We start from the raw sequence: 16,672 nt of genomic DNA, 5'->3' as shown, positions 1-16,672 counted from the left end.
AAGTCATTCTAGAATCAATTCCCCTAGCTTTATATAGCGGCTTTTGAAATCAGATGCGCTTCGGCTCTATGCTGGGCGAAGAGGGCTCTGATGCAATTTGCTTAGGTCAAATTGCCCCTCATTCTTCAGATATTCTGCATCCAGAGAAGATCCCAGTAGAGTAAAACGCCGTATGATGGCCTCCCTAACAATCCACTATTGCGGAGCAGCTCGGAATCAATCCTAAAAAGAAAAATCAGTAGCTCTCGCACAATCCAGTATACCTCGCTACATTTTTTACTAATTTTCTCGGCCCCAAAGTTTCTTGATAGCAACGAGTGATCACACCCTATAAACAAGTACTTTGTTGGACGTAACATGTAGTAGATACTGGCGTTCAAAAAACTATCGCAAGTCTTCAGAAGATAAGACTATAGGTTCTGGCCTCTTCTCCAAACTTTCATTATTACGCGCTAGAATAAAATAGGGTTCTAATTAGTTTTAAGTGTAGCTTTAGTCCTATACGGGATGATGAGTTCAAAACACTTAGCTAGCTAGAGCAAAGGTGGGCATTTGAGTAAGATCAAAAGAATCAGGGTGTTTCCGTCAATAGCTAGGCAATTTCATCAGTATTACAGTGTCGCTTTTCTAAATCACAACTTCTAGAAAAGCCACAGTCTGAGAGATGTCTACAGCTCACGGTTAGCATCTTCATTGAGAGACCTTATGTATACTTTCAAGCGACATATCAATGCCTCGTGTATTCTTCGTGCGGTTCTGCAAGACGGCCAGACTCCTGTACCTCCCTAAAGGCTGCGAATCGACTAGATAAAAAATCGTCTTACTGCCTAGCAGATACACCCTATCGGGTGCCTATTTCATTTTCATTCAGAGAGAATCTGATTGTTCTAAACGTTTAGGTTCAAATCAACTCCCCTATCTGTAAGCAGACAGAGACTAAAGAAGGCATATTTCTGAAATTACAGTTTGAATTGTGGGTTGACTCCTTCGCTTTGAGTAGCGAGAAACTTACCCAATCAAAGAATGCAGCGCTCATATGGAAATTCAGTATGTTTAAGCTCTCGAAATCAAATGCTTCAGTATTGTTGAGTCAGATTAAATCTCCAGCTAAGCTTTTTAATGACTTTGGAATGCGCATCTCGTACTTATTGAAGTTAAGACAAGTTCCTTGCTTACCGTCAAGCTTAGATATCGAACCTGTCAACAACTGCAACTTTAGCTGTCCTCATTGTCAAGTCACCTACTGGGATAAAGAGGTTGTCCACCTTCAGAAATCTGCATTTGAGACGTTGATCGAGCAATTGCCCAACCTTGTTTGGATAAAGCTGCAGGGGATGGGTGAGCCGTTACTCAACAAAGAACTTATTCCCATGCTTGAGTTTGGTGAGCAGAAAAACATTCGGATGAGCTTTACAACAAATGGCTCACTTCTGAAGGGAAAGCTTGCCCATAGAATATCCAAGCTGAAGAATACATCAATTCACCTTAGTATTGATGGGGCATCTGCAGAAGTATTTGAAAAGATAAGGGTTGGCAGCCGTTTTGATGTCGTTTGCAAAAATATTAAAGAGTTCACTGACTTAATTGATGTTGAAGACAGACAGAAGCTCAGTGCATGGATGGTCTTAACGAAGCAAAATCTACATGAAGTAGAGGATGTCATCAAGCTGGTTAAGGAGCTAGGCCTTGGGGCTTTAACAATCCAACCCTTTCTTAATGATTGGGGAAAAGACGAGATGGGACAGCATATCAATGAGATCAAGCTGTCGCCGGATCTGGTCTCCTCGAAAAAGATTCATTCAGCCTTAGAAACAGCTCAAGAAACAGCTCTAGAGCAAGGGGTCAACCTCAAAGTTTTCGATGGAGACTTTTATAGTAGGGCGCGGAAATGTTCATGGCCCTGGAAATCTGCATATATCTGCACAAATGGTGATGTTGTGCCTTGTGCGATTTTGGCAGACTCCGATACTGTCAAGATGGGCAACATACATGAACAGAGCTTCAGTGAAATTTGGAATAACGACAAGTACCAAGACTTTCGAACGTGCCATGTTACGCATGATTTGCCGGATCACTGTAAGCATTGTTACCTTGATGCCTAAGCAGCGTATTGCCTACGATTCACCTTCTATAGAGCTAGGACAGCTCTTCCTCAGCACAGATGGGTTTCAGCCATTCTTACATCCGAATCAATACGTGTACCGCTATAGAGATAGGTATTCGCTCACCTAAAACCAAGGTGCTTACAGTGGGGAAGAGTTGGCAGCTAGTTAATGGAACCGCTCAGGACTGCAGTATTTTGAATGAAGTCAATATCCTGCACGCTCAGTTGACCTAGCTGCAGGTTAATTCTTTGCTCCAAGTCCTCAACAGGAACGCCAATCCTTTCCGAAACATCGGTCAGGTTCATCTTCAAGCTTCCAATTTGGATTTTGGCATCTGTTCCTAAGACCACTTGTCCAGACTCTAGGCGAGGTTGGCCTACAGCGCCTAGATAGATGTTCCGATCTTTAAAGAACGGAAAGGTGGTGAGAGTTTGTTGAAGATGCGATCGCATCTCTTTCGGCAGCTCTTCCATCGGTAGCTCAGCCGTATTGACAACTAATCCAATCTTCAACTGTCCCGCATCAATTTCAGTATTTATAGCCTTAATTGCGGGAAAAATCACCTCGCTTTCAGGCGTTTGCGGAATAGAGCTGACGACGAATTCACCAAAAGTTTTGGGATCAAGGTTTACCTCGTGGGTTACCTGTGACTCAGGTGACAACTGAGCTGAGTCAGACGGAGTCCCTAAAGATGTGGAGTGGCGGGCTGGCCTCGGAACCACTTGGCGGACCAGCTTTAACTTCAGTGATTGGCGTTCATCGGCTTGAGCGACATCTGAGCCAGACAACACGGGCGCAGCTTCAGGCTGAATGACCGGTTGCGTATACCAGTTCGGCAGATAGGTCGCCTGACGCCAAACCCAAAGTCCTCCAGCGCCTGCCCCTAAGACGATTAATCCGATCAGCAACCCAAATCTCTGCACTCTGCCTCCTAAGCCGTTGCGCTCTCATCTCTAGCGTCATCTACCCTTACGTGGACGATAGCGCATGTGAATATGTTCGATTCCGGCCTCTCGAAAGACTTCCCCGTGCGGCATAAATCCTAACTTCCGGTAGAACGATTCCGACGTGCATTGGGCGCTGAGGATAATGTCTGTGCTCGATCGGTCGCTCAGATAAGTCAAGATTTCAAGCATCATTGCTGTGCCAACCCCTTGCTTTCGATAGGGCGATAGCACAGCAACACGCTCAATTTTTGTGGCTGCCGCAAGCTGGCGTATTCTCGTCGTTCCTACCGGCTGATCGCCAATATAGGCAACCACTTGAATCGCCTCTTCATCTAAGCCATCAAAATCTAAAGCAGGGTCGATTTTCTGCTCTTGATGGAAAACCTCGATCCGTATCGCTTTAATGTGCGACTCACGAGCCGTAAAGGACGTAAACTCAATCCTGATGGGCTGATCGACAGATATGAAGTTAAGGCTCAAGGCGATTCTCGTGCGAGACAAAATCGGCGGCAATGAGAAGCAACTTACTTACTTGCTAATCAATTTGCTCAGCACCTTTTTTTGCTCTGGCGTCAGCAAAAGAGAGAATCGATAGTTAGCAAGTCCCTCAGCCTCTTGTAGCTTAGCTGTCTGATCAGCGGAAAGGTTAAGCGTCCGAAAATCTGGCTCTTGACCGGCAGCCGATAACTTTTGTACCTGCTGCACTTGCGCAGGCGTCAAAATACTTTTAGCCTGTGCCTGAAGCAGCTTTTGAATCGCTTGGAACTGACTTTTCTGCTCATTCGTCAGCTTCAGGGCATCAAGGAAAGCGGCCTGTTCTGGATCCATTTCAGCCTGCTGCTGAGCAGGCTCTGCGGGGGGTGAGGACTCTGCCGGGGCCTCAAGCGGTGCCGATGGCGCTCCTGAAGGGGATATCTGGGCAAGTTCCTGTCCTCGAACTAAGTGAGGCGTTGCCACCGTTAAAGAGACCGTACTCAGCAGCAGTAGTAAAAATTTGTAGTCCACCATGGATTTTTATTATTCCTCTTGAATCGTCTGGGGGCCGGGCATTACTTTTCTATTGTGCCTCCCTCGCCCTAAAAACTTAACGCCACGGACTTAGCCCATGTCGTATCCTAAGAAGCCAAATGCCGCACATTTGTTTCAGGCGGCATCATCTAATAGAGCTATCATCAAAGAGAGAAAGCATGAGCGCTGAACAAGACGTTCTCATCAGTAACGCAGCCTTTTATCGCGCCTTCGAGAAAAAAGACGCAGAGGCGATGGCCTCGATTTGGTCTCAAGGGACGAGCAGTATCTGTATTCATCCTGGCCGCGAAGCCCTGCGAGGCTGGGAAAATATCCGACCTTCTTGGCAGAAAATTTTTCATAATACGGCCTACCTTGAAATAGACACCACCATTATTACGACCGAAATAAGTGGCACCCTAGCCTACGTAATCTTGATTGAGAAGGTGCTGCAGGTGGCACAACGACAGCGTCTTGAAGCTCGCTCAATGGCCACGAATATTTTTGAGCAGATGGGCGACAAATGGTATTTGGTCCATCACCACGGCAGTCCTCTTGCAAATTAGCGGGTCTTAAATTGGCTATGGTCGCTCCAACAAAGACGTATCTCAACCTCAATCGCTTAGACTCTCCCATGGGCCAGATTTTAGTGGTCACGGAAGGGCAGAATTTATGCGCCCTGGAATTTGCGGACCACGAACCACGAATGCAGAAGTTTCTGCAGGCCCGCTACGGGGCATTCTCCCTTGTTCAAGCCCAGGATACATTGGGGATTTGCGATCGCATCCAGTCTTACTTTGCGGGCGACTTTAACAGCCTGACTCCCATTACCGTGAGTCCAGGCGGTACGCCATTTCAGCAACGGGTCTGGTCCACCCTCCGGGAGATTCCTGCAGGCACAACTCTCACCTACGGAACACTTGCCACTCAGCTAGGGAATCCCAACGCCAGCCGTGCTGTGGGGCTAGCAAACAGTCGCAATCCCATCGCAATCGTAGTGCCCTGCCATCGAGTCGTGGGCGCTAATGCCCAGTTAACTGGATATGCTGGTGGAATAGAGCGAAAACGATGGTTGCTACAGCACGAAAATGCTCTGACACAAGAAGACTGCCAACAGATTTCCTTACCTTTAAAGATTTGAAGCGCACAAGAGATTCGCCTTCAAGAGAGAAAGCCCTTACTATCAGGAGCCTAAGCACTAGCAGTGAACGGTCTTGTGACCGCAAATGGCTAGAAGTCTGTATGAGTAGTTTAAGAGCTACACAATTACGGCTGTTTCCTGAGTCAGCGCTGCTGCGATATCAGCCTGCTGCAAATCTTGCCCGATGAAGACAAGCTTTGTCTGGCGAACTTCAGAAGCTTGCCAAGGACGATCATAAAAGGTGTCAAATCGGTCCCCGACCCCCTGCAGGACCAGTCGCATTGGCTTATCCTGAACGTTGACGAATCCCTTGATCCGATAGATTTCGTATCTGGCAACCAGTTCCTTGAGCTGCTCTAGCAACTGCTCAGAGTCAGCCGTGTACTCCACAAGGACCTGCACTGAATTGATATGATCGTCATGCTCATGTTCTTCTTCGTGGTCGTGGTGGCTGTGCCGCTGATCTAAGTCATCTTCCACCGCCGCATTGAAGCCGAGCAAGATCTCTGGATTAATCTGACCGTTATGGCAGGGAATCATCTTCGTTCCCTGAGGTAACTCACCCTGCAGCCAGGTTTGCACCTTATCCAGCTCTGATGGGTCAAGCTGATCGACCTTTGTGAGCAGCACTAAATCAGCACAGGCTAACTGATCTTCAAAGAGTTCTTCGATAGGGGTCTCATGATCGAGGCTATCGTCAGCCCGACGCTGGGCATTTAGAGCATCTAGATCGCCAACGAGCTGACCGGCGGACAGAGCTTCGCAGTCAACCACAGTAATGACGCCATCGACGGTGGCGCTCGTGCGAATTTCTGGCCAGCGAAACGCCTGCACCAAGGGTTTGGGCAAGGCTAAGCCGGAGGTTTCGACAATAATGCAGTCAATTTGGTCTCGACGCTGGAGTAGAGCCTGCATAGTCGGCAAGAATTCTTCTTGAACCGTACAGCAGAGGCAGCCGTTGGTCAGCTCAACGATATTGCCATCGGCTTCGTCTTCATCACAGATCTGACAGGAGCGCAGCAGCTCAGCATCGATACCGATTTCGCCAAATTCATTCACGAGGACCGCAATGCGCCGCCCCTGGTTATTTTGCAGCAGGTGGCGCACAAGGGTAGTTTTCCCAGCACCAAGGAACCCGGTGACAACCGTAACGGGAATTTTATGCATGGTAATGCCTAGAACAAAGATCTAAATTGAGAGATTGAGGCGATTACCCCGTGATAAGGCCGTTGAGGAGAGCAATACCGATGCCGCAGATCGCAAAGCCTGCAAACCGAAGCGGTAAAGTCCGAGCCTTTCCGTTTTCTGTGACGCGCCGTCCCAGGAAATAGGCCGACAGGGAGATCATCAGTTGAATCAGAGAGAAGCCAACCAGGTAAGCCATTAAGGACGTCATTTCAGCGCCCACAATCGCTTCGCCATAGGCATAACCATGGAAGATACCTGCGATCGCACCTAAGCCAATCACCAAAATCTCATTCAGGCGGTCCTTGAGGGCTAGGAGTGCACCAAACAGAAGCACTGAAGCTGAGATAACAAGCTCCGGGGCAGGCAGGTCAACGCCCATCAAGTGAATCCCAGTTCCGGCTAGAGACATTAAGATAAATGCCGCTGGAACGACCATACCGCGACGCTGTAGGGCCGCGAGTAGACCGACGGCAATCACAAAAACAAAGTGATCAAACCCAATGACAGGGTGACCTAAGCCAGAGAGAAACCCAGCCAACGCTGTATCCGGCGTCTCTCCGCCAAAGGGGTGGTGGGCAAATGCTGGCTTCGCAGAGATCAAAGAGCCCATTAATAGCAATAACCCAGCCATCGAGAGACTGCGTTTCTTTGTCAGCCAAGCGGGAGAAAGAGTTTCGTTAAAAATAATCACGACCTGTACCTCGCAGATGCGCTAAAAAATCGACATAACATCGGCGGGCATTCTGGCTTACGGGCTTAGAGCTAAGGCGCAAAAACCAATCTCTATGGAGACCTAGCTTCAACGTAAGATGCTCTAAACCGGCTTACAGCTGCGGGACAGCATCGGACTTACACCGTTCTTTCCCCGTTACCTTTGGTGGCTGCTCCCCACCAAAACCGAATCAATGCTGAGTGCCACATTAGCACAGTCCCTGCTCATACGTTCATGGGAGAATTAGGGGGCACAGGATTGAGGATAAAGCCGATGGGACAACTCAGATATTGGCTATCTATGGGTTTGATTTTGGTGATCAGCTTCGTATTGAGCGGGTCTCAACCAGCCTTCGCGAACAATCTAGCGCTCCAGAAGCCGGTTGAAATAAACATAAGCCTTAGCAATAAAGAGGGGGCATTAAAGTTCTTCCCTGAACAGCTTCAGTTCCTATCTGGCAAGCGCTACAAGCTAATCTTGAGCAACATTAGCCCTCAGAAACATTACTTTACGGCGAAAGACTTTGCCGATGCCGTCTGGTCGCAGAAAGTCGATGCCGGGAATGTCGAGATCAAGGGGGCCATCCATGAGCTAGAGCTACGTCCCAATACCGAGGCCGAGTGGGTTTTTGTCCCCGTTAAGGCCGGTAGCTATCAGCTTCGCTGCACAATTCCGGGTCACACTGAAGCGGGTATGGTCGGCGACCTAACCATCGCAGGATGAACCGCTCCAATTATTTCACCGCTTTCTTGCGACGCGGGAGATTGAGCGAGCTGAGTTTCATCAAACCACCCACAATGGCTCCAGCAGGAACCACAATAATCAGTGCAAGTACAGCGAGAAGGTTAAATACATCATTTTCAGAGAATGCAGACACGACAGATAATCCGTTACGGCTGCTAGAGGTCTTGGCGATAAGAGATAGGAACAGTAACAGACTGGACGAAAAGCCTGCGATCGCAGATCCTTTGACAGCCCAATAAAAAAGCCGACGATATACAGCTTTCGGCTGTTTATACATAGATAACGTTAGTAGCGTGCCAATGCCAGCTACAGCAAGACTACTGGGTAATCCGAAGATTATTGTACAAAACAGCAGGATAACGACACGACCGATCATGACTGAGAGATACGTCGTTATTGCTTCCAGCATTAGAGACACTGCATAGACATCTTTGTTGCCCGCATTAGTAGACTTACATCAAGTCCCTCATAGACGTTGAGCCTAAGTTTCCTGGTTATTTTCAACTCCATTATCTTCGCTCTCTCTATTTGAGAGAGCTGGGACTGTAGCAGACTCAAAATACTGTTTTTCCAATAGAAACGCTCCCTTTTTGAACCGAATCCCCCAGTATTCGCCAGGTTCCCGACTCAGGATGGTACCTTCTTCGCCGATGGCAATCACGGAAGGCGGGCGCAGCATTGGCATCGGCTCTGCGGTTTTAACATAGCTGGGCAGGGCGATGACTCGGATGCGATCGCCCACTGCAAAATCAGAAGCATTCTCAGACATAGGATCGTGACTGCGCCTAAACGTTTTGTACCGGTTCACCGTGATATTCTACGCTGTGCTTCATCCATACACCGTCTTACCGATACAATCAAAGGGTTTTTCGCTGCCTCCCAACACTGATGCCACCTTCTTCTACCCTTCTAGACGGTAAAGCGCTCTCCCAGAAGATGCAGCTTGAACTAAAAGCGCAAGTCGAAGCGCTGCAGCCCCACATCGGTCGTCCTCCCGGCTTAGCTGTGTTGATGGTGGGAGACAATCCCGCCAGCGCCGCCTACGTTCGCAACAAAGAACGGGCCTGCGCCCGCGTCGGCATCGCCTCCTATGGTGAACACTTCGCCGCTGACACAGGTCAGGCTGAGCTGACACAGGTGATTCATCGACTGAACCAAGATCCTAACGTTGACGGAATTTTGGTGCAGCTGCCGCTGCCGCCCCACCTCAACGCCGAGGCATTGCTGTACGAAATTGCCCCTAAGAAAGATGCCGACGGCCTCCATCCCATTAACCTGGGGCGATTAGTACGAGGAGAAGCCGGACTACGAAGCTGCACTCCCGCTGGCGTTATGCGTCTTCTCACCACCTACGACGTTAAGTTAGAAGGAAAGCAAGCCGTTGTTCTAGGCCGTAGCATTCTCGTGGGTAAACCAATGGCCCTGATGTTATTAGAGGCCAATGCCACGGTCACAGTTGCCCATTCTAAAACCCAGAACCTAGCTCAGCTCACCCAGTCAGCGGATATCTTGGTTGCCGCAGTAGGACGCCCCAGCTACGTCACCGCTGAGATGGTTAAATCCGGTGCTGTGGTGGTGGATGTCGGTATTAATCGAGTGGAGGGACCGGCGGGAAAAGCCCGCTTGGTGGGTGATGTTGACTTTGCCAATGTTGAACAAAAAGCGAGTCTGATTACACCGGTACCGGGTGGGATCGGTCCAATGACGGTTGCCATGCTTCTGTACAATACGGTGTGGAGTTACAGCCAAGGCAGCAAAGCATCATACAATAGTTGAACCTCAAGCAAAATCGAGGTTCCCTCTACCTTTAATTGAATGCTCAGCAGGGTACTTAATTGAGGTCAAGCGAGAGGGAGATCTCTTCATCGTCAAGATCAGGAAGGATTAAAGGATGATTTCTGCTGAGAATCCTCAAACACCCTCACTCGTCAAAGATGCGCCAGATGGCTTTTTGCTACCAGACTATCTGAGCCAGCGTCAACAGGTTGTGGTGGAGGCTCTTGATGCCTCAATATCAGTGGTCTATCCTGAAAAAATTTATGAGGCGATGCGCTATTCCCTACTGGCTGGGGGCAAGCGTCTACGGCCGATTCTGTGTCTTGCCACCTGCGAATTGGCGGGGGGCACGGTTGAGATGGCCTTGCCAACGGCTTGCGCTCTAGAAATGGTTCATACCATGTCGCTGATCCATGATGATTTGCCGGCGATGGACAATGATGACTACCGGCGCGGCAAGCTGACAAACCACAAAGTGTATGGCGAAGACATCGCCATTTTGGCTGGGGATGGCCTACTGGCCTACGCCTTTGAATTCCTAACGATGCAGACTCAGGACGTTGCACCGGCTCGATTGCTGAAGGTGGTGGCTCGACTAGGCCATGCAGTGGCAGCAACGGGACTGGTCGGCGGACAAGTTGTCGATCTTGAGTCCGAAGGCGCTGAAGATATCACGCTATCAACGCTAGATTTTATTCATCTCCACAAAACGGGGGCGCTACTGGAAGCTTCGGTGCTGTCTGGGGCAGAGTTAGCAGATGCGCCGAAAAAGATGCTGGAGCACCTGAGTCAGTACGCTCGCAATATTGGACTGGCATTCCAGATCGTCGATGATGTTTTAGATGTGACGGCCACTCGCGAACAGTTGGGGAAAACCGCAGGCAAAGACCTACAGTCTCAGAAGGCCACCTACCCGAGCCTGTGGGGCATTGAAGAATCCAAGCAGCAGGCGCAGCGCCTCGTCGATGAAGCGAAAGCAGCGTTGGCCGACTACGGCGAACAGGCGCTACCGCTGATGGCGATCGCAGATTTTATCACTGCCCGTCAATCTTAAGTCACCCAGGGAAATCATATTTCTCTCACTGACCGTCCCGTTCATGATCTGTGAGATCAGATATTTATGCAGAATTTTGGCGATGTTGTTCACAACTGGGTTCTACTGGTGTCCTTTGCCGCCAGCTTAATAGCTCAGGTTCTCAAGCTCGTTGTTGAGTTCGCCATTAACCGCAAGATTAATTTTCGCGTCATTGTCGAAACGGGAGGCATGCCCAGCGCCCATTCGGCTCTAGTGACGGCTCTAGCGACGGGGGTCGGCCAGGTCAAAGGCTGGGATAGCGTTGAGTTTGCGATCGCAACCATCTTCGCCATCATCGTCATGTACGACGCCGCCGGAGTCCGACAGGCCGCTGGCAAACAAGCCCGGATTCTCAACCAGATCGTAGACGAAATGTTTCAAGAAAACCCAGAATTCAACGAAGACCGCCTCAAAGAACTGCTGGGCCACACGCCTATTCAAGTCATTGCGGGTTCAGCTCTTGGCATCATTATCTCTCTGCTCAGCAGCCCCACAGGACTCCTTAGTCAATGGCTTTCTTAGTGGGCGCTCAGCCTACAACTTCCTCTTCTTCTAGCTCTGCCCTTGTCTGCGGCAGCTCTAGACAGTAGCCCGCCCCATAAACCGTCTTAATAAACTGCGGATGGCGTGGATCTGGCTCCAGCTTTGTCCGCAGGTGGCGCACATGAACTCGAATGGTCTCGATATCGTCATTGGGGTCATATCCCCAAACCTCTTGTAAAATCTCACTAGGAGAAACAGTTTGACCATGACGCTGCAGCAGACAGTGGAGCAGCTCAAACTCTAACCGCGTCAGCTTAATCACCTTCTCCAGCCACAGCACTTCAAACCGTTCAGGCACTAGCGTTAACGGCCCATAGCTCAAAATCTCTGAATGCTTAGCGGCCTGAGGCAGTCGGTCGGTGCGCCGCAGCAGCGCCCTTACCCGCGCCAACATCTCCTCCAGCTCAAAAGGCTTCGTCAAATAGTCATCGGCCCCAGCATTGAAGCCCTCAACCTTATCTCGGGTTTGACTGAGAGCCGTCAGCATCAACACCGGGATATCGGCGGTTCTCTGATCACGGCGTAACCGCTGACAGATCGTAAATCCATCAACCTTTGGCAGCATGAGATCTAGCAAAATTAGATCTGGCAAAAGTTGCACCGCCAAAGCCTGACCTTTCATGCCATCGGTTGCCTGAGTGACGTCATAACCCGCCATCTCTAAGTTAATGGCGACCAGTTCTGCGATCGCAGGATCATCATCAATTACAAGTATCCGTGGCTTCATTCAAACGGCTCAGATAGTACAGGCAAAGGATTTTAGAGAAATAGAGCGAAAATCCATAAAAATCTTGGCTTTAATCCTTAAATGTTCCTGTAAAGATTATAAGCATGGATATTAAAAACTTTTTTAACAAAATATTTTAGGTTTATAAGTATATTATAGATTTACGCCGGTACATATACTTATCAAGGTGTCAGACACAGAGAAATTTGAATCTCCGGCACCCCGCAGAACTTGACCATGGCTGGATTTTTCCCTGGTCAAGTGCTTTGCCCTAGCTTTGTAGCCAGCCTGAAAATTCCTGTCCGAATTGAGCGAGCGATAGTCGGTGAATGCGAGGGTCGCGGTTCGCAGCTTGCTGCTGCTGCTGGGTGTTATAGCCCCAGTCACCGAGAAAAAGAGCAATGTCTGTGAGATCACGCTGCTGCTTAATCGTTTGGAGCGTTGCCAACCGGTCCTCAATAAACCAGATGGGAGTCGGGCTTGTCGTCTTGAGCTGTCGCAGCGTCTCTGCTTTAGGACGGCGACAGTCCTTACCAAATAGTCGGTCGTCAGGGATCTGAAGGCCCGCTTGCTGGAGGAGAGCCTTCACAAACCGGCTTTCCTTGGTCGTAATAATGACAATAGGGAGCTGTTCGCTCAGTGCCTGGAGCTTTGGAATGACTCCCTCATAAAAGGTGTGCAGTGCCAGCCAAGACTCTAAATCACTGTTTAGCCAGCGATCGCGCACGGCATCAACTTGAGTCGCCAACATCTTGGGGTTGAGATCGTCTTCAACAACAACGCGATCTCGGATATTAGGCCAGTTCTGAAGAATAGCCTCTTCAGAGAATCCTTTGAGAATAGCCCGCAGCAGCACCGGCATTTCCCACCCTGTTTCGACAACAGGCCGTAGATGATAAAACTGCTGGGCCAAGGTCTCAGGAGCAGTTCCTGATGACGTTGACCAGACTTGGCAGTAGGCACGCCAGGTTGTCTGAAAATACTCTTGGAGACCGTTACAAATAATGCCGTCGAAATCTAGCGCTAACGTTTGGGGAGTTTTCACTGACTCAATTCACACCGAAGGCTGCGTAGCCAAGACTAGCAGCAGAACACAAAAAAGTGATTTCCCAAAATTCAATAAAGCTCAATTTTAAAACTGGGGCGGAAGGATTCGAACCTCCGAATGCCTGGACCAAAACCAGGTGCCTTACCGCTTGGCGACGCCCCATTGCTGAGAACCCAATTGATTCAAGCTCGATCATATTAGCAGCTTGCTTCCCTCGGCTGTCAAGCCCAATATTGCAGATTGCGTGATTCTTTCTCCTCTACGGGCGGATTGGTATAGGGCCAAGCGTTAAATCTGTGACAGGCAGGGGTAAAGTCGTGTAGTTTGTAAATGAGCCACAACCATCTACTAGCATCCGTCATGGCATTGATCATCACCGGGAAAAAGTTTATTAAAGAGGTCGAAAGGGATGGCGCAGTGGGCGTCTATGTTCCCTCAGAGGGTGGTTTCGAAGGACGGTTCAAGCGACGGCTGCGGGCTGCGGGCTATGCAACCCAGTTTGTCTCTGCTCCGGGCGTTGGTGACTTGGCGGCGTATTTCACAAATGTGCATGGCGTGCGTCCACCTCACCTGGGTAAAAGAGAAATTCACACCTATTACTTACCGCCCTTTGTGACGTACCACCTTGAAATGCTGCCGCCCGGTGCAGAGGGACTCGTGCTATGGCTCTATGACGGTAAGCGATTATCGCAGCAAGAATTGGCCTATCTCTGTGATTTGACTCAATCTAATGCTCAGGTGAAGATTGTGGTCGAGTTAGGGGGTAGCCGCAATTTCCGCTGGCAGCCTCTGACGCAGGTACTTACAGCCGCCTAAACCTTACTAGAAATAGCGCTTATTCGGGTGATACAGAAACCCTTACAGTCTCTGGAGCAGGGCCATTGGTTCAAGCTAATCTGTGGCGCGAGTTTCCAGCATTTACCAGCTGTGCGCAATCTGTCGCTGGCCTACACTCTAGCCGGTGCAGACTGTATTGATGTTGCCGCCGATCCTGCGGTTATAGCGGCTGCCACTGACGGCATAAATGCAGCGATTGAGGTTGCTTCCAGCCTGGGGAATGCCCCCACCCGCCCCTGGCTCATGGTGAGTCTTAATGATGGCGAAGATCCACATTTCCGTAAGGCGGTTCTCGATCCAGCTCGCTGCCCGGTAGACTGTCCTCGCCCCTGCGTGACGATCTGCCCCGCTCAGGCGATCCTCTTCTCAGAGGGGGAGAGTGGGGTGATGGGCGACCGCTGCTACGGCTGTGGCCGCTGCTTACCCATCTGTCCGATCGATCAAATCACGGCTGAGACCCATCGTGCCTCTCTCGACGCAGTTGTTCCATTACTCGTGTCTCATCAGGTGGATGCTCTAGAGATTCATACCCATCCAACCCATCGACCAGCTTTCGCTCGCTTGTGGCACCAAGTAAGGCCCTATATGCATCGGCTGAAGGTTCTAGCCATTAGCTGCCCGGATGGTGAAGGACATATAGAGTATTTGCGTGCACTCTATGAACACATTGCCCCGCTGCCCTGCCCGCTGATCTGGCAAACGGATGGGCGACCCATGAGTGGCGATATTGGCGATGGGACAACAAGGGCTGCGGTGCGATTGGGTAAAAAAGTGCTAGAGGCTCAATTGCCAGGCTATGTCCAGCTTGCAGGAGGTACAAATGGTCATACAGTTGTTAAACTCAAAGCCAATGGCCTCTTGAATAATGAAATGAGTCAATCTGCCCACATTGCAGGGGTCGCCTACGGCAGCTATGCTCGCCGGTTGCTCGATTCGCTGTTGCCTGACGCTGAGCCGCTGGAGCAGGATCTTTCGAGACTTAGGCAAGCTGTTGACCGAGCGGAAGCGCTCGTGGGGCCACTCAAGGCCAATAGGGGAACCTTAATGTATTAACGGACTCAGGATAGAGATCCGAATTTGACTATGGCTGAATCTACAACCCAAAATCGTAGGCTGATTACAGATAACCTGGAGCAGCTGCTCAGTATTTTGCCAGCACCGTTGCGATCGCAACTCCAAGCCCACGCTCAGCTCGACTCTTTGATCGAAGTGGTGCTCGACATTGGCCGCCAACCGGAAGCCCGCTTTCCAGAGAAGGCTGAGTTTTTGACCGAGCAGGTTGTGACTCGCACCGACTTAGACTACTGCATTCAGCGCGTCGGCCACTTTAGCGGCGACAACCGCGCCGGAATTGAGCGTACGCTCCATCGGATCAGCGCCATGCGCAACCGTCAGGGCGAAATCATTGGTCTCACCTGCCGGGTCGGTCGAGCCGTCTACGGCACGATCACCATGATTCAAGATCTGGTGGAAAGCGGTAAATCTATTTTGCTACTGGGGCGTCCTGGCGTTGGCAAAACCACGGCACTGCGGGAAATTGCGCGCGTCTTGGCCGACGATCTGCTAAAGCGCGTCGTCATTATTGATACCTCAAACGAAATTGCCGGAGATGGCGATGTCCCGCACCCCGCGATTGGCCGCGCCCGTCGGATGCAGGTGGCCCGCCCCGAACTGCAGCATCAGGTGATGATTGAGGCGGTAGAAAATCACATGCCGGAAGTGATCGTGATTGATGAAATCGGCACCGAACTAGAAGCCCTCGCAGCCCGCACTATTGCTGAGCGCGGCGTTCAGCTAATCGGTACCGCCCACGGCAACCAGATCGAGAACCTGATGAAGAACCCGACTCTCTCTGACCTTGTGGGGGGGATTCAGTCTGTGACTCTTGGGGATGATGAGGCCCGTCGGCGCGGCAGCCAAAAAAGTGTCCTAGAGCGCAAAGCACCGCCCACATTCGATGTCGCAGTAGAGATGCTGGAACGCAGCCGCTGGGTGGTTCACGATGAAGTTTCCGTGACCGTTGATCAACTCTTGCGAGGAAGAGTACCCAACCCCCAAATTCGCACTGTCAATGACGCCGGGAAGGTGGCAATCACTCACGAGCTACCGAAGCTAATCGAAACGCCAGAGCCTACAGCTCAGAAAAGCTGGCGTTCCTCTAGTCAAATTCCGGTTGTGCCACTCAAGGAACAGATCCCTGTTTCACCAGATTCGAATATGTTTCAGACGCTCTTGGATGCGTCAATGGATCGCCAAGACCGGTACGGTAACGAGATTGCCTGGGCCGGTCCCAATGGCGAAGATCTGCCGCTCCATATTTATCCCTATGGCGTCAGTCGGTCGCAGCTCGATCAGGTGATTCGGACGCTGAATCTACCCATTATTCTGACAAAGGATATTGACAATGCTGATGTGGTTCTAGGGTTGCGATCGCACGTCAAACATCACTCCAAGCTCAAGCAGCTTGCCAAGAGTCGCCAGCTCCCCGTCCACACCATCAAAGCCAGCACCATTCCCCAAATTGCGCGAGGGCTGCGACGGCTGCTGAATATGGACGAACCCGGTACCCCTGAGGTCGTGGACCTGCGGATGTTTATGGGCGACGAAAGCGATGATGAAATGGAGGCGCTGGAAGAAGCAAGACTCGCCGTTGAACAAATCGTGATTCCCAAAGGACAGCCGGTGGAGCTGCTACCCCGCTCAGCGTTGGTTAGAAAAATGCAGCATGAGCTGATCGAACACTATCGGCTCCAGTCCCGCAGCTTTGGAGAAGAACCCAATCGTCGTCTGCGGATTTATCCTGCCTAACAGCGGTGAATAT

19 protein-coding genes, 1 tRNA gene and 1 riboswitch are annotated in these 16,672 nt (G+C 50.4%); of the genes, 10 read left to right on the top strand and 10 right to left on the bottom strand.

Annotated features, from left to right (window positions below):
• The first annotated feature begins 1,049 nt into the window (after positions 1-1,049).
• Positions 1,050-2,102 (top strand): radical SAM/SPASM domain-containing protein, encoded by a 1,053-nt coding sequence (locus C1752_RS11775; RefSeq protein WP_146242329.1) that lies wholly within the window; start codon positions 1,050-1,052, stop codon positions 2,100-2,102.
• Between the two features lie 164 nt (positions 2,103-2,266).
• Here the strand turns inward: C1752_RS11775 and C1752_RS11770 are convergent, their stop codons facing one another.
• Genes C1752_RS11770 through C1752_RS11760 form a run of 3 tightly spaced genes read right to left on the bottom strand, consistent with a single transcriptional unit; the run spans position 2,267 to position 4,060 of the window.
• Complete coding sequence (locus C1752_RS11770; protein WP_146242328.1) at positions 2,267-3,013, bottom strand: hypothetical protein; 747 nt, start codon at positions 3,011-3,013, stop codon at positions 2,267-2,269.
• Positions 3,014-3,064: 51 nt separating this feature from the next.
• Positions 3,065-3,532, bottom strand: coding sequence for a GNAT family N-acetyltransferase (locus C1752_RS11765; protein WP_158535077.1), 468 nt, complete (start codon positions 3,530-3,532; stop codon positions 3,065-3,067).
• A 48-nt stretch (positions 3,533-3,580) separates the two neighbouring features.
• Positions 3,581-4,060 (bottom strand): hypothetical protein, encoded by a 480-nt coding sequence (locus C1752_RS11760; protein WP_110986259.1) that lies wholly within the window; start codon positions 4,058-4,060, stop codon positions 3,581-3,583.
• 179 nt (positions 4,061-4,239) lie between these two features.
• Between C1752_RS11760 and C1752_RS11755 the strand changes: the two genes are divergently transcribed.
• Both C1752_RS11755 and C1752_RS11750 read left to right on the top strand, forming a co-directional pair.
• On the top strand, positions 4,240-4,626 hold the full coding sequence (locus C1752_RS11755) for a nuclear transport factor 2 family protein (RefSeq protein WP_110986258.1): 387 nt from the start codon (positions 4,240-4,242) through the stop codon (positions 4,624-4,626).
• 17 nt (positions 4,627-4,643) lie between these two features.
• Positions 4,644-5,201, top strand: a complete 558-nt coding sequence (locus C1752_RS11750) for a methylated-DNA--[protein]-cysteine S-methyltransferase (RefSeq protein WP_110986257.1) — start codon at positions 4,644-4,646, stop codon at positions 5,199-5,201.
• A 117-nt stretch (positions 5,202-5,318) separates the two neighbouring features.
• On the opposite strand, the gene cobW is transcribed toward C1752_RS11750, so the two are convergent.
• Together cobW and C1752_RS11740 are read right to left on the bottom strand one after the other, a co-directional pair.
• Complete coding sequence (cobW, locus tag C1752_RS11745) at positions 5,319-6,368, bottom strand: cobalamin biosynthesis protein CobW (RefSeq protein WP_110986256.1); 1,050 nt, start codon at positions 6,366-6,368, stop codon at positions 5,319-5,321.
• Positions 6,369-6,411: 43 nt separating this feature from the next.
• A complete protein-coding gene (locus C1752_RS11740) occupies positions 6,412-7,080 on the bottom strand; it encodes a HupE/UreJ family protein (RefSeq protein ID WP_233501542.1) in 669 nt (222 codons plus the stop codon).
• Positions 7,081-7,105: 25 nt separating this feature from the next.
• A riboswitch (cobalamin riboswitch) is annotated at positions 7,106-7,306 on the bottom strand.
• Between the two features lie 95 nt (positions 7,307-7,401).
• On the opposite strand from C1752_RS11740, the gene C1752_RS11735 reads away from it, so the two are divergent.
• Positions 7,402-7,824, top strand: coding sequence for a plastocyanin/azurin family copper-binding protein (locus C1752_RS11735; protein WP_110986377.1), 423 nt, complete (start codon positions 7,402-7,404; stop codon positions 7,822-7,824).
• A gap of 10 nt (positions 7,825-7,834) precedes the next feature.
• On the opposite strand, the gene C1752_RS11730 is transcribed toward C1752_RS11735, so the two are convergent.
• Both C1752_RS11730 and sipA read right to left on the bottom strand, forming a co-directional pair.
• Positions 7,835-8,122 carry a hypothetical protein gene (locus tag C1752_RS11730; RefSeq protein ID WP_233501541.1) on the bottom strand — a complete coding sequence of 96 codons (288 nt, stop codon included), beginning with the start codon at positions 8,120-8,122 and terminating at the stop codon, positions 7,835-7,837.
• Positions 8,123-8,326: 204 nt separating this feature from the next.
• Positions 8,327-8,614, bottom strand: coding sequence for a regulatory protein SipA (sipA, locus tag C1752_RS11725; RefSeq protein ID WP_110986253.1), 288 nt, complete (start codon positions 8,612-8,614; stop codon positions 8,327-8,329).
• Positions 8,615-8,733: 119 nt separating this feature from the next.
• On the opposite strand from sipA, the gene folD reads away from it, so the two are divergent.
• The 3 genes from folD (at position 8,734) to C1752_RS11710 (ending at position 11,218) form a co-directional block, all read left to right on the top strand.
• Positions 8,734-9,621, top strand: coding sequence for a bifunctional methylenetetrahydrofolate dehydrogenase/methenyltetrahydrofolate cyclohydrolase FolD (folD, locus tag C1752_RS11720; RefSeq protein WP_110986252.1), 888 nt, complete (start codon positions 8,734-8,736; stop codon positions 9,619-9,621).
• Between the two features lie 115 nt (positions 9,622-9,736).
• Positions 9,737-10,675, top strand: coding sequence for a geranylgeranyl diphosphate synthase CrtE (crtE, locus tag C1752_RS11715; protein WP_110986251.1), 939 nt, complete (start codon positions 9,737-9,739; stop codon positions 10,673-10,675).
• Positions 10,676-10,741: 66 nt separating this feature from the next.
• On the top strand, positions 10,742-11,218 hold the full coding sequence (locus C1752_RS11710) for a divergent PAP2 family protein (RefSeq protein ID WP_110986250.1): 477 nt from the start codon (positions 10,742-10,744) through the stop codon (positions 11,216-11,218).
• 7 nt (positions 11,219-11,225) lie between these two features.
• On the opposite strand, the gene rpaA is transcribed toward C1752_RS11710, so the two are convergent.
• From rpaA to C1752_RS11695, 3 genes are all read right to left on the bottom strand, one after another.
• Positions 11,226-11,966, bottom strand: a complete 741-nt coding sequence (gene rpaA / locus C1752_RS11705; protein ID WP_110986249.1) for a two component system response regulator RpaA — start codon at positions 11,964-11,966, stop codon at positions 11,226-11,228.
• A 271-nt stretch (positions 11,967-12,237) separates the two neighbouring features.
• The gene (locus tag C1752_RS11700) at positions 12,238-13,011 is read right to left on the bottom strand and encodes an HAD family hydrolase (protein ID WP_110986248.1); all 774 of its coding nucleotides are present in this window, start codon (positions 13,009-13,011) and stop codon (positions 12,238-12,240) included.
• Positions 13,012-13,104: 93 nt separating this feature from the next.
• Positions 13,105-13,176: transfer RNA gene (locus tag C1752_RS11695), tRNA-Gln, on the bottom strand.
• 198 nt (positions 13,177-13,374) lie between these two features.
• Here C1752_RS11695 and C1752_RS11690 point away from each other — a divergent pair.
• From C1752_RS11690 to C1752_RS11680, 3 genes are read left to right on the top strand one after another with little or no spacing between them, the layout of a single operon-like run.
• Complete coding sequence (locus C1752_RS11690) at positions 13,375-13,830, top strand: NAD(P)H-quinone oxidoreductase subunit N (RefSeq protein ID WP_110986247.1); 456 nt, start codon at positions 13,375-13,377, stop codon at positions 13,828-13,830.
• A 21-nt stretch (positions 13,831-13,851) separates the two neighbouring features.
• Entirely contained in the window at positions 13,852-14,904 is a 1,053-nt protein-coding gene (gene ldpA, locus C1752_RS11685) for a circadian clock protein LdpA (RefSeq protein WP_110986246.1), read from the top strand.
• A gap of 30 nt (positions 14,905-14,934) precedes the next feature.
• Positions 14,935-16,659 (top strand): R3H domain-containing nucleic acid-binding protein, encoded by a 1,725-nt coding sequence (locus tag C1752_RS11680; RefSeq protein WP_110986245.1) that lies wholly within the window; start codon positions 14,935-14,937, stop codon positions 16,657-16,659.
• Positions 16,660-16,672: the final 13 nt, after the last annotated feature.

The organism is Acaryochloris thomasi RCC1774 (assembly GCF_003231495.1).
Lineage (GTDB): Bacteria > Cyanobacteriota > Cyanobacteriia > Thermosynechococcales > Thermosynechococcaceae > RCC1774.
Note: the sequence above shows the minus strand (reverse complement) of the source record. Positions and strands in the feature narration are given on the sequence as shown.

Bases quoted from the DNA above. Each gene is read 5' to 3' on its own strand.
- C1752_RS11710 (WP_110986250.1), top strand. From the start codon at position 10,742: ATGCAGAATTTTGGCGATGTTGTTCACAACTGGGTTCTACTGGTGTCC.
- C1752_RS11730 (WP_233501541.1), bottom strand. From the start codon at position 8,122: ATGTATAAACAGCCGAAAGCTGTATATCGTCGGCTTTTTTATTGGGCT.
- C1752_RS11775 (WP_146242329.1), top strand. From the start codon at position 1,050: ATGTTTAAGCTCTCGAAATCAAATGCTTCAGTATTGTTGAGTCAGATT.
- folD (WP_110986252.1), top strand. From the start codon at position 8,734: ATGCCACCTTCTTCTACCCTTCTAGACGGTAAAGCGCTCTCCCAGAAG.
- C1752_RS11755 (WP_110986258.1), top strand. From the start codon at position 4,240: ATGAGCGCTGAACAAGACGTTCTCATCAGTAACGCAGCCTTTTATCGC.
- rpaA (WP_110986249.1), bottom strand. From the start codon at position 11,966: ATGAAGCCACGGATACTTGTAATTGATGATGATCCTGCGATCGCAGAA.
- C1752_RS11690 (WP_110986247.1), top strand. From the start codon at position 13,375: ATGGCATTGATCATCACCGGGAAAAAGTTTATTAAAGAGGTCGAAAGG.
- sipA (WP_110986253.1), bottom strand. From the start codon at position 8,614: ATGTCTGAGAATGCTTCTGATTTTGCAGTGGGCGATCGCATCCGAGTC.
- C1752_RS11680 (WP_110986245.1), top strand. From the start codon at position 14,935: ATGGCTGAATCTACAACCCAAAATCGTAGGCTGATTACAGATAACCTG.
- C1752_RS11735 (WP_110986377.1), top strand. From the start codon at position 7,402: ATGGGTTTGATTTTGGTGATCAGCTTCGTATTGAGCGGGTCTCAACCA.
- crtE (WP_110986251.1), top strand. From the start codon at position 9,737: ATGATTTCTGCTGAGAATCCTCAAACACCCTCACTCGTCAAAGATGCG.
- C1752_RS11760 (WP_110986259.1), bottom strand. From the start codon at position 4,060: ATGGTGGACTACAAATTTTTACTACTGCTGCTGAGTACGGTCTCTTTA.
- cobW (WP_110986256.1), bottom strand. From the start codon at position 6,368: ATGCATAAAATTCCCGTTACGGTTGTCACCGGGTTCCTTGGTGCTGGG.
- C1752_RS11750 (WP_110986257.1), top strand. From the start codon at position 4,644: ATGGTCGCTCCAACAAAGACGTATCTCAACCTCAATCGCTTAGACTCT.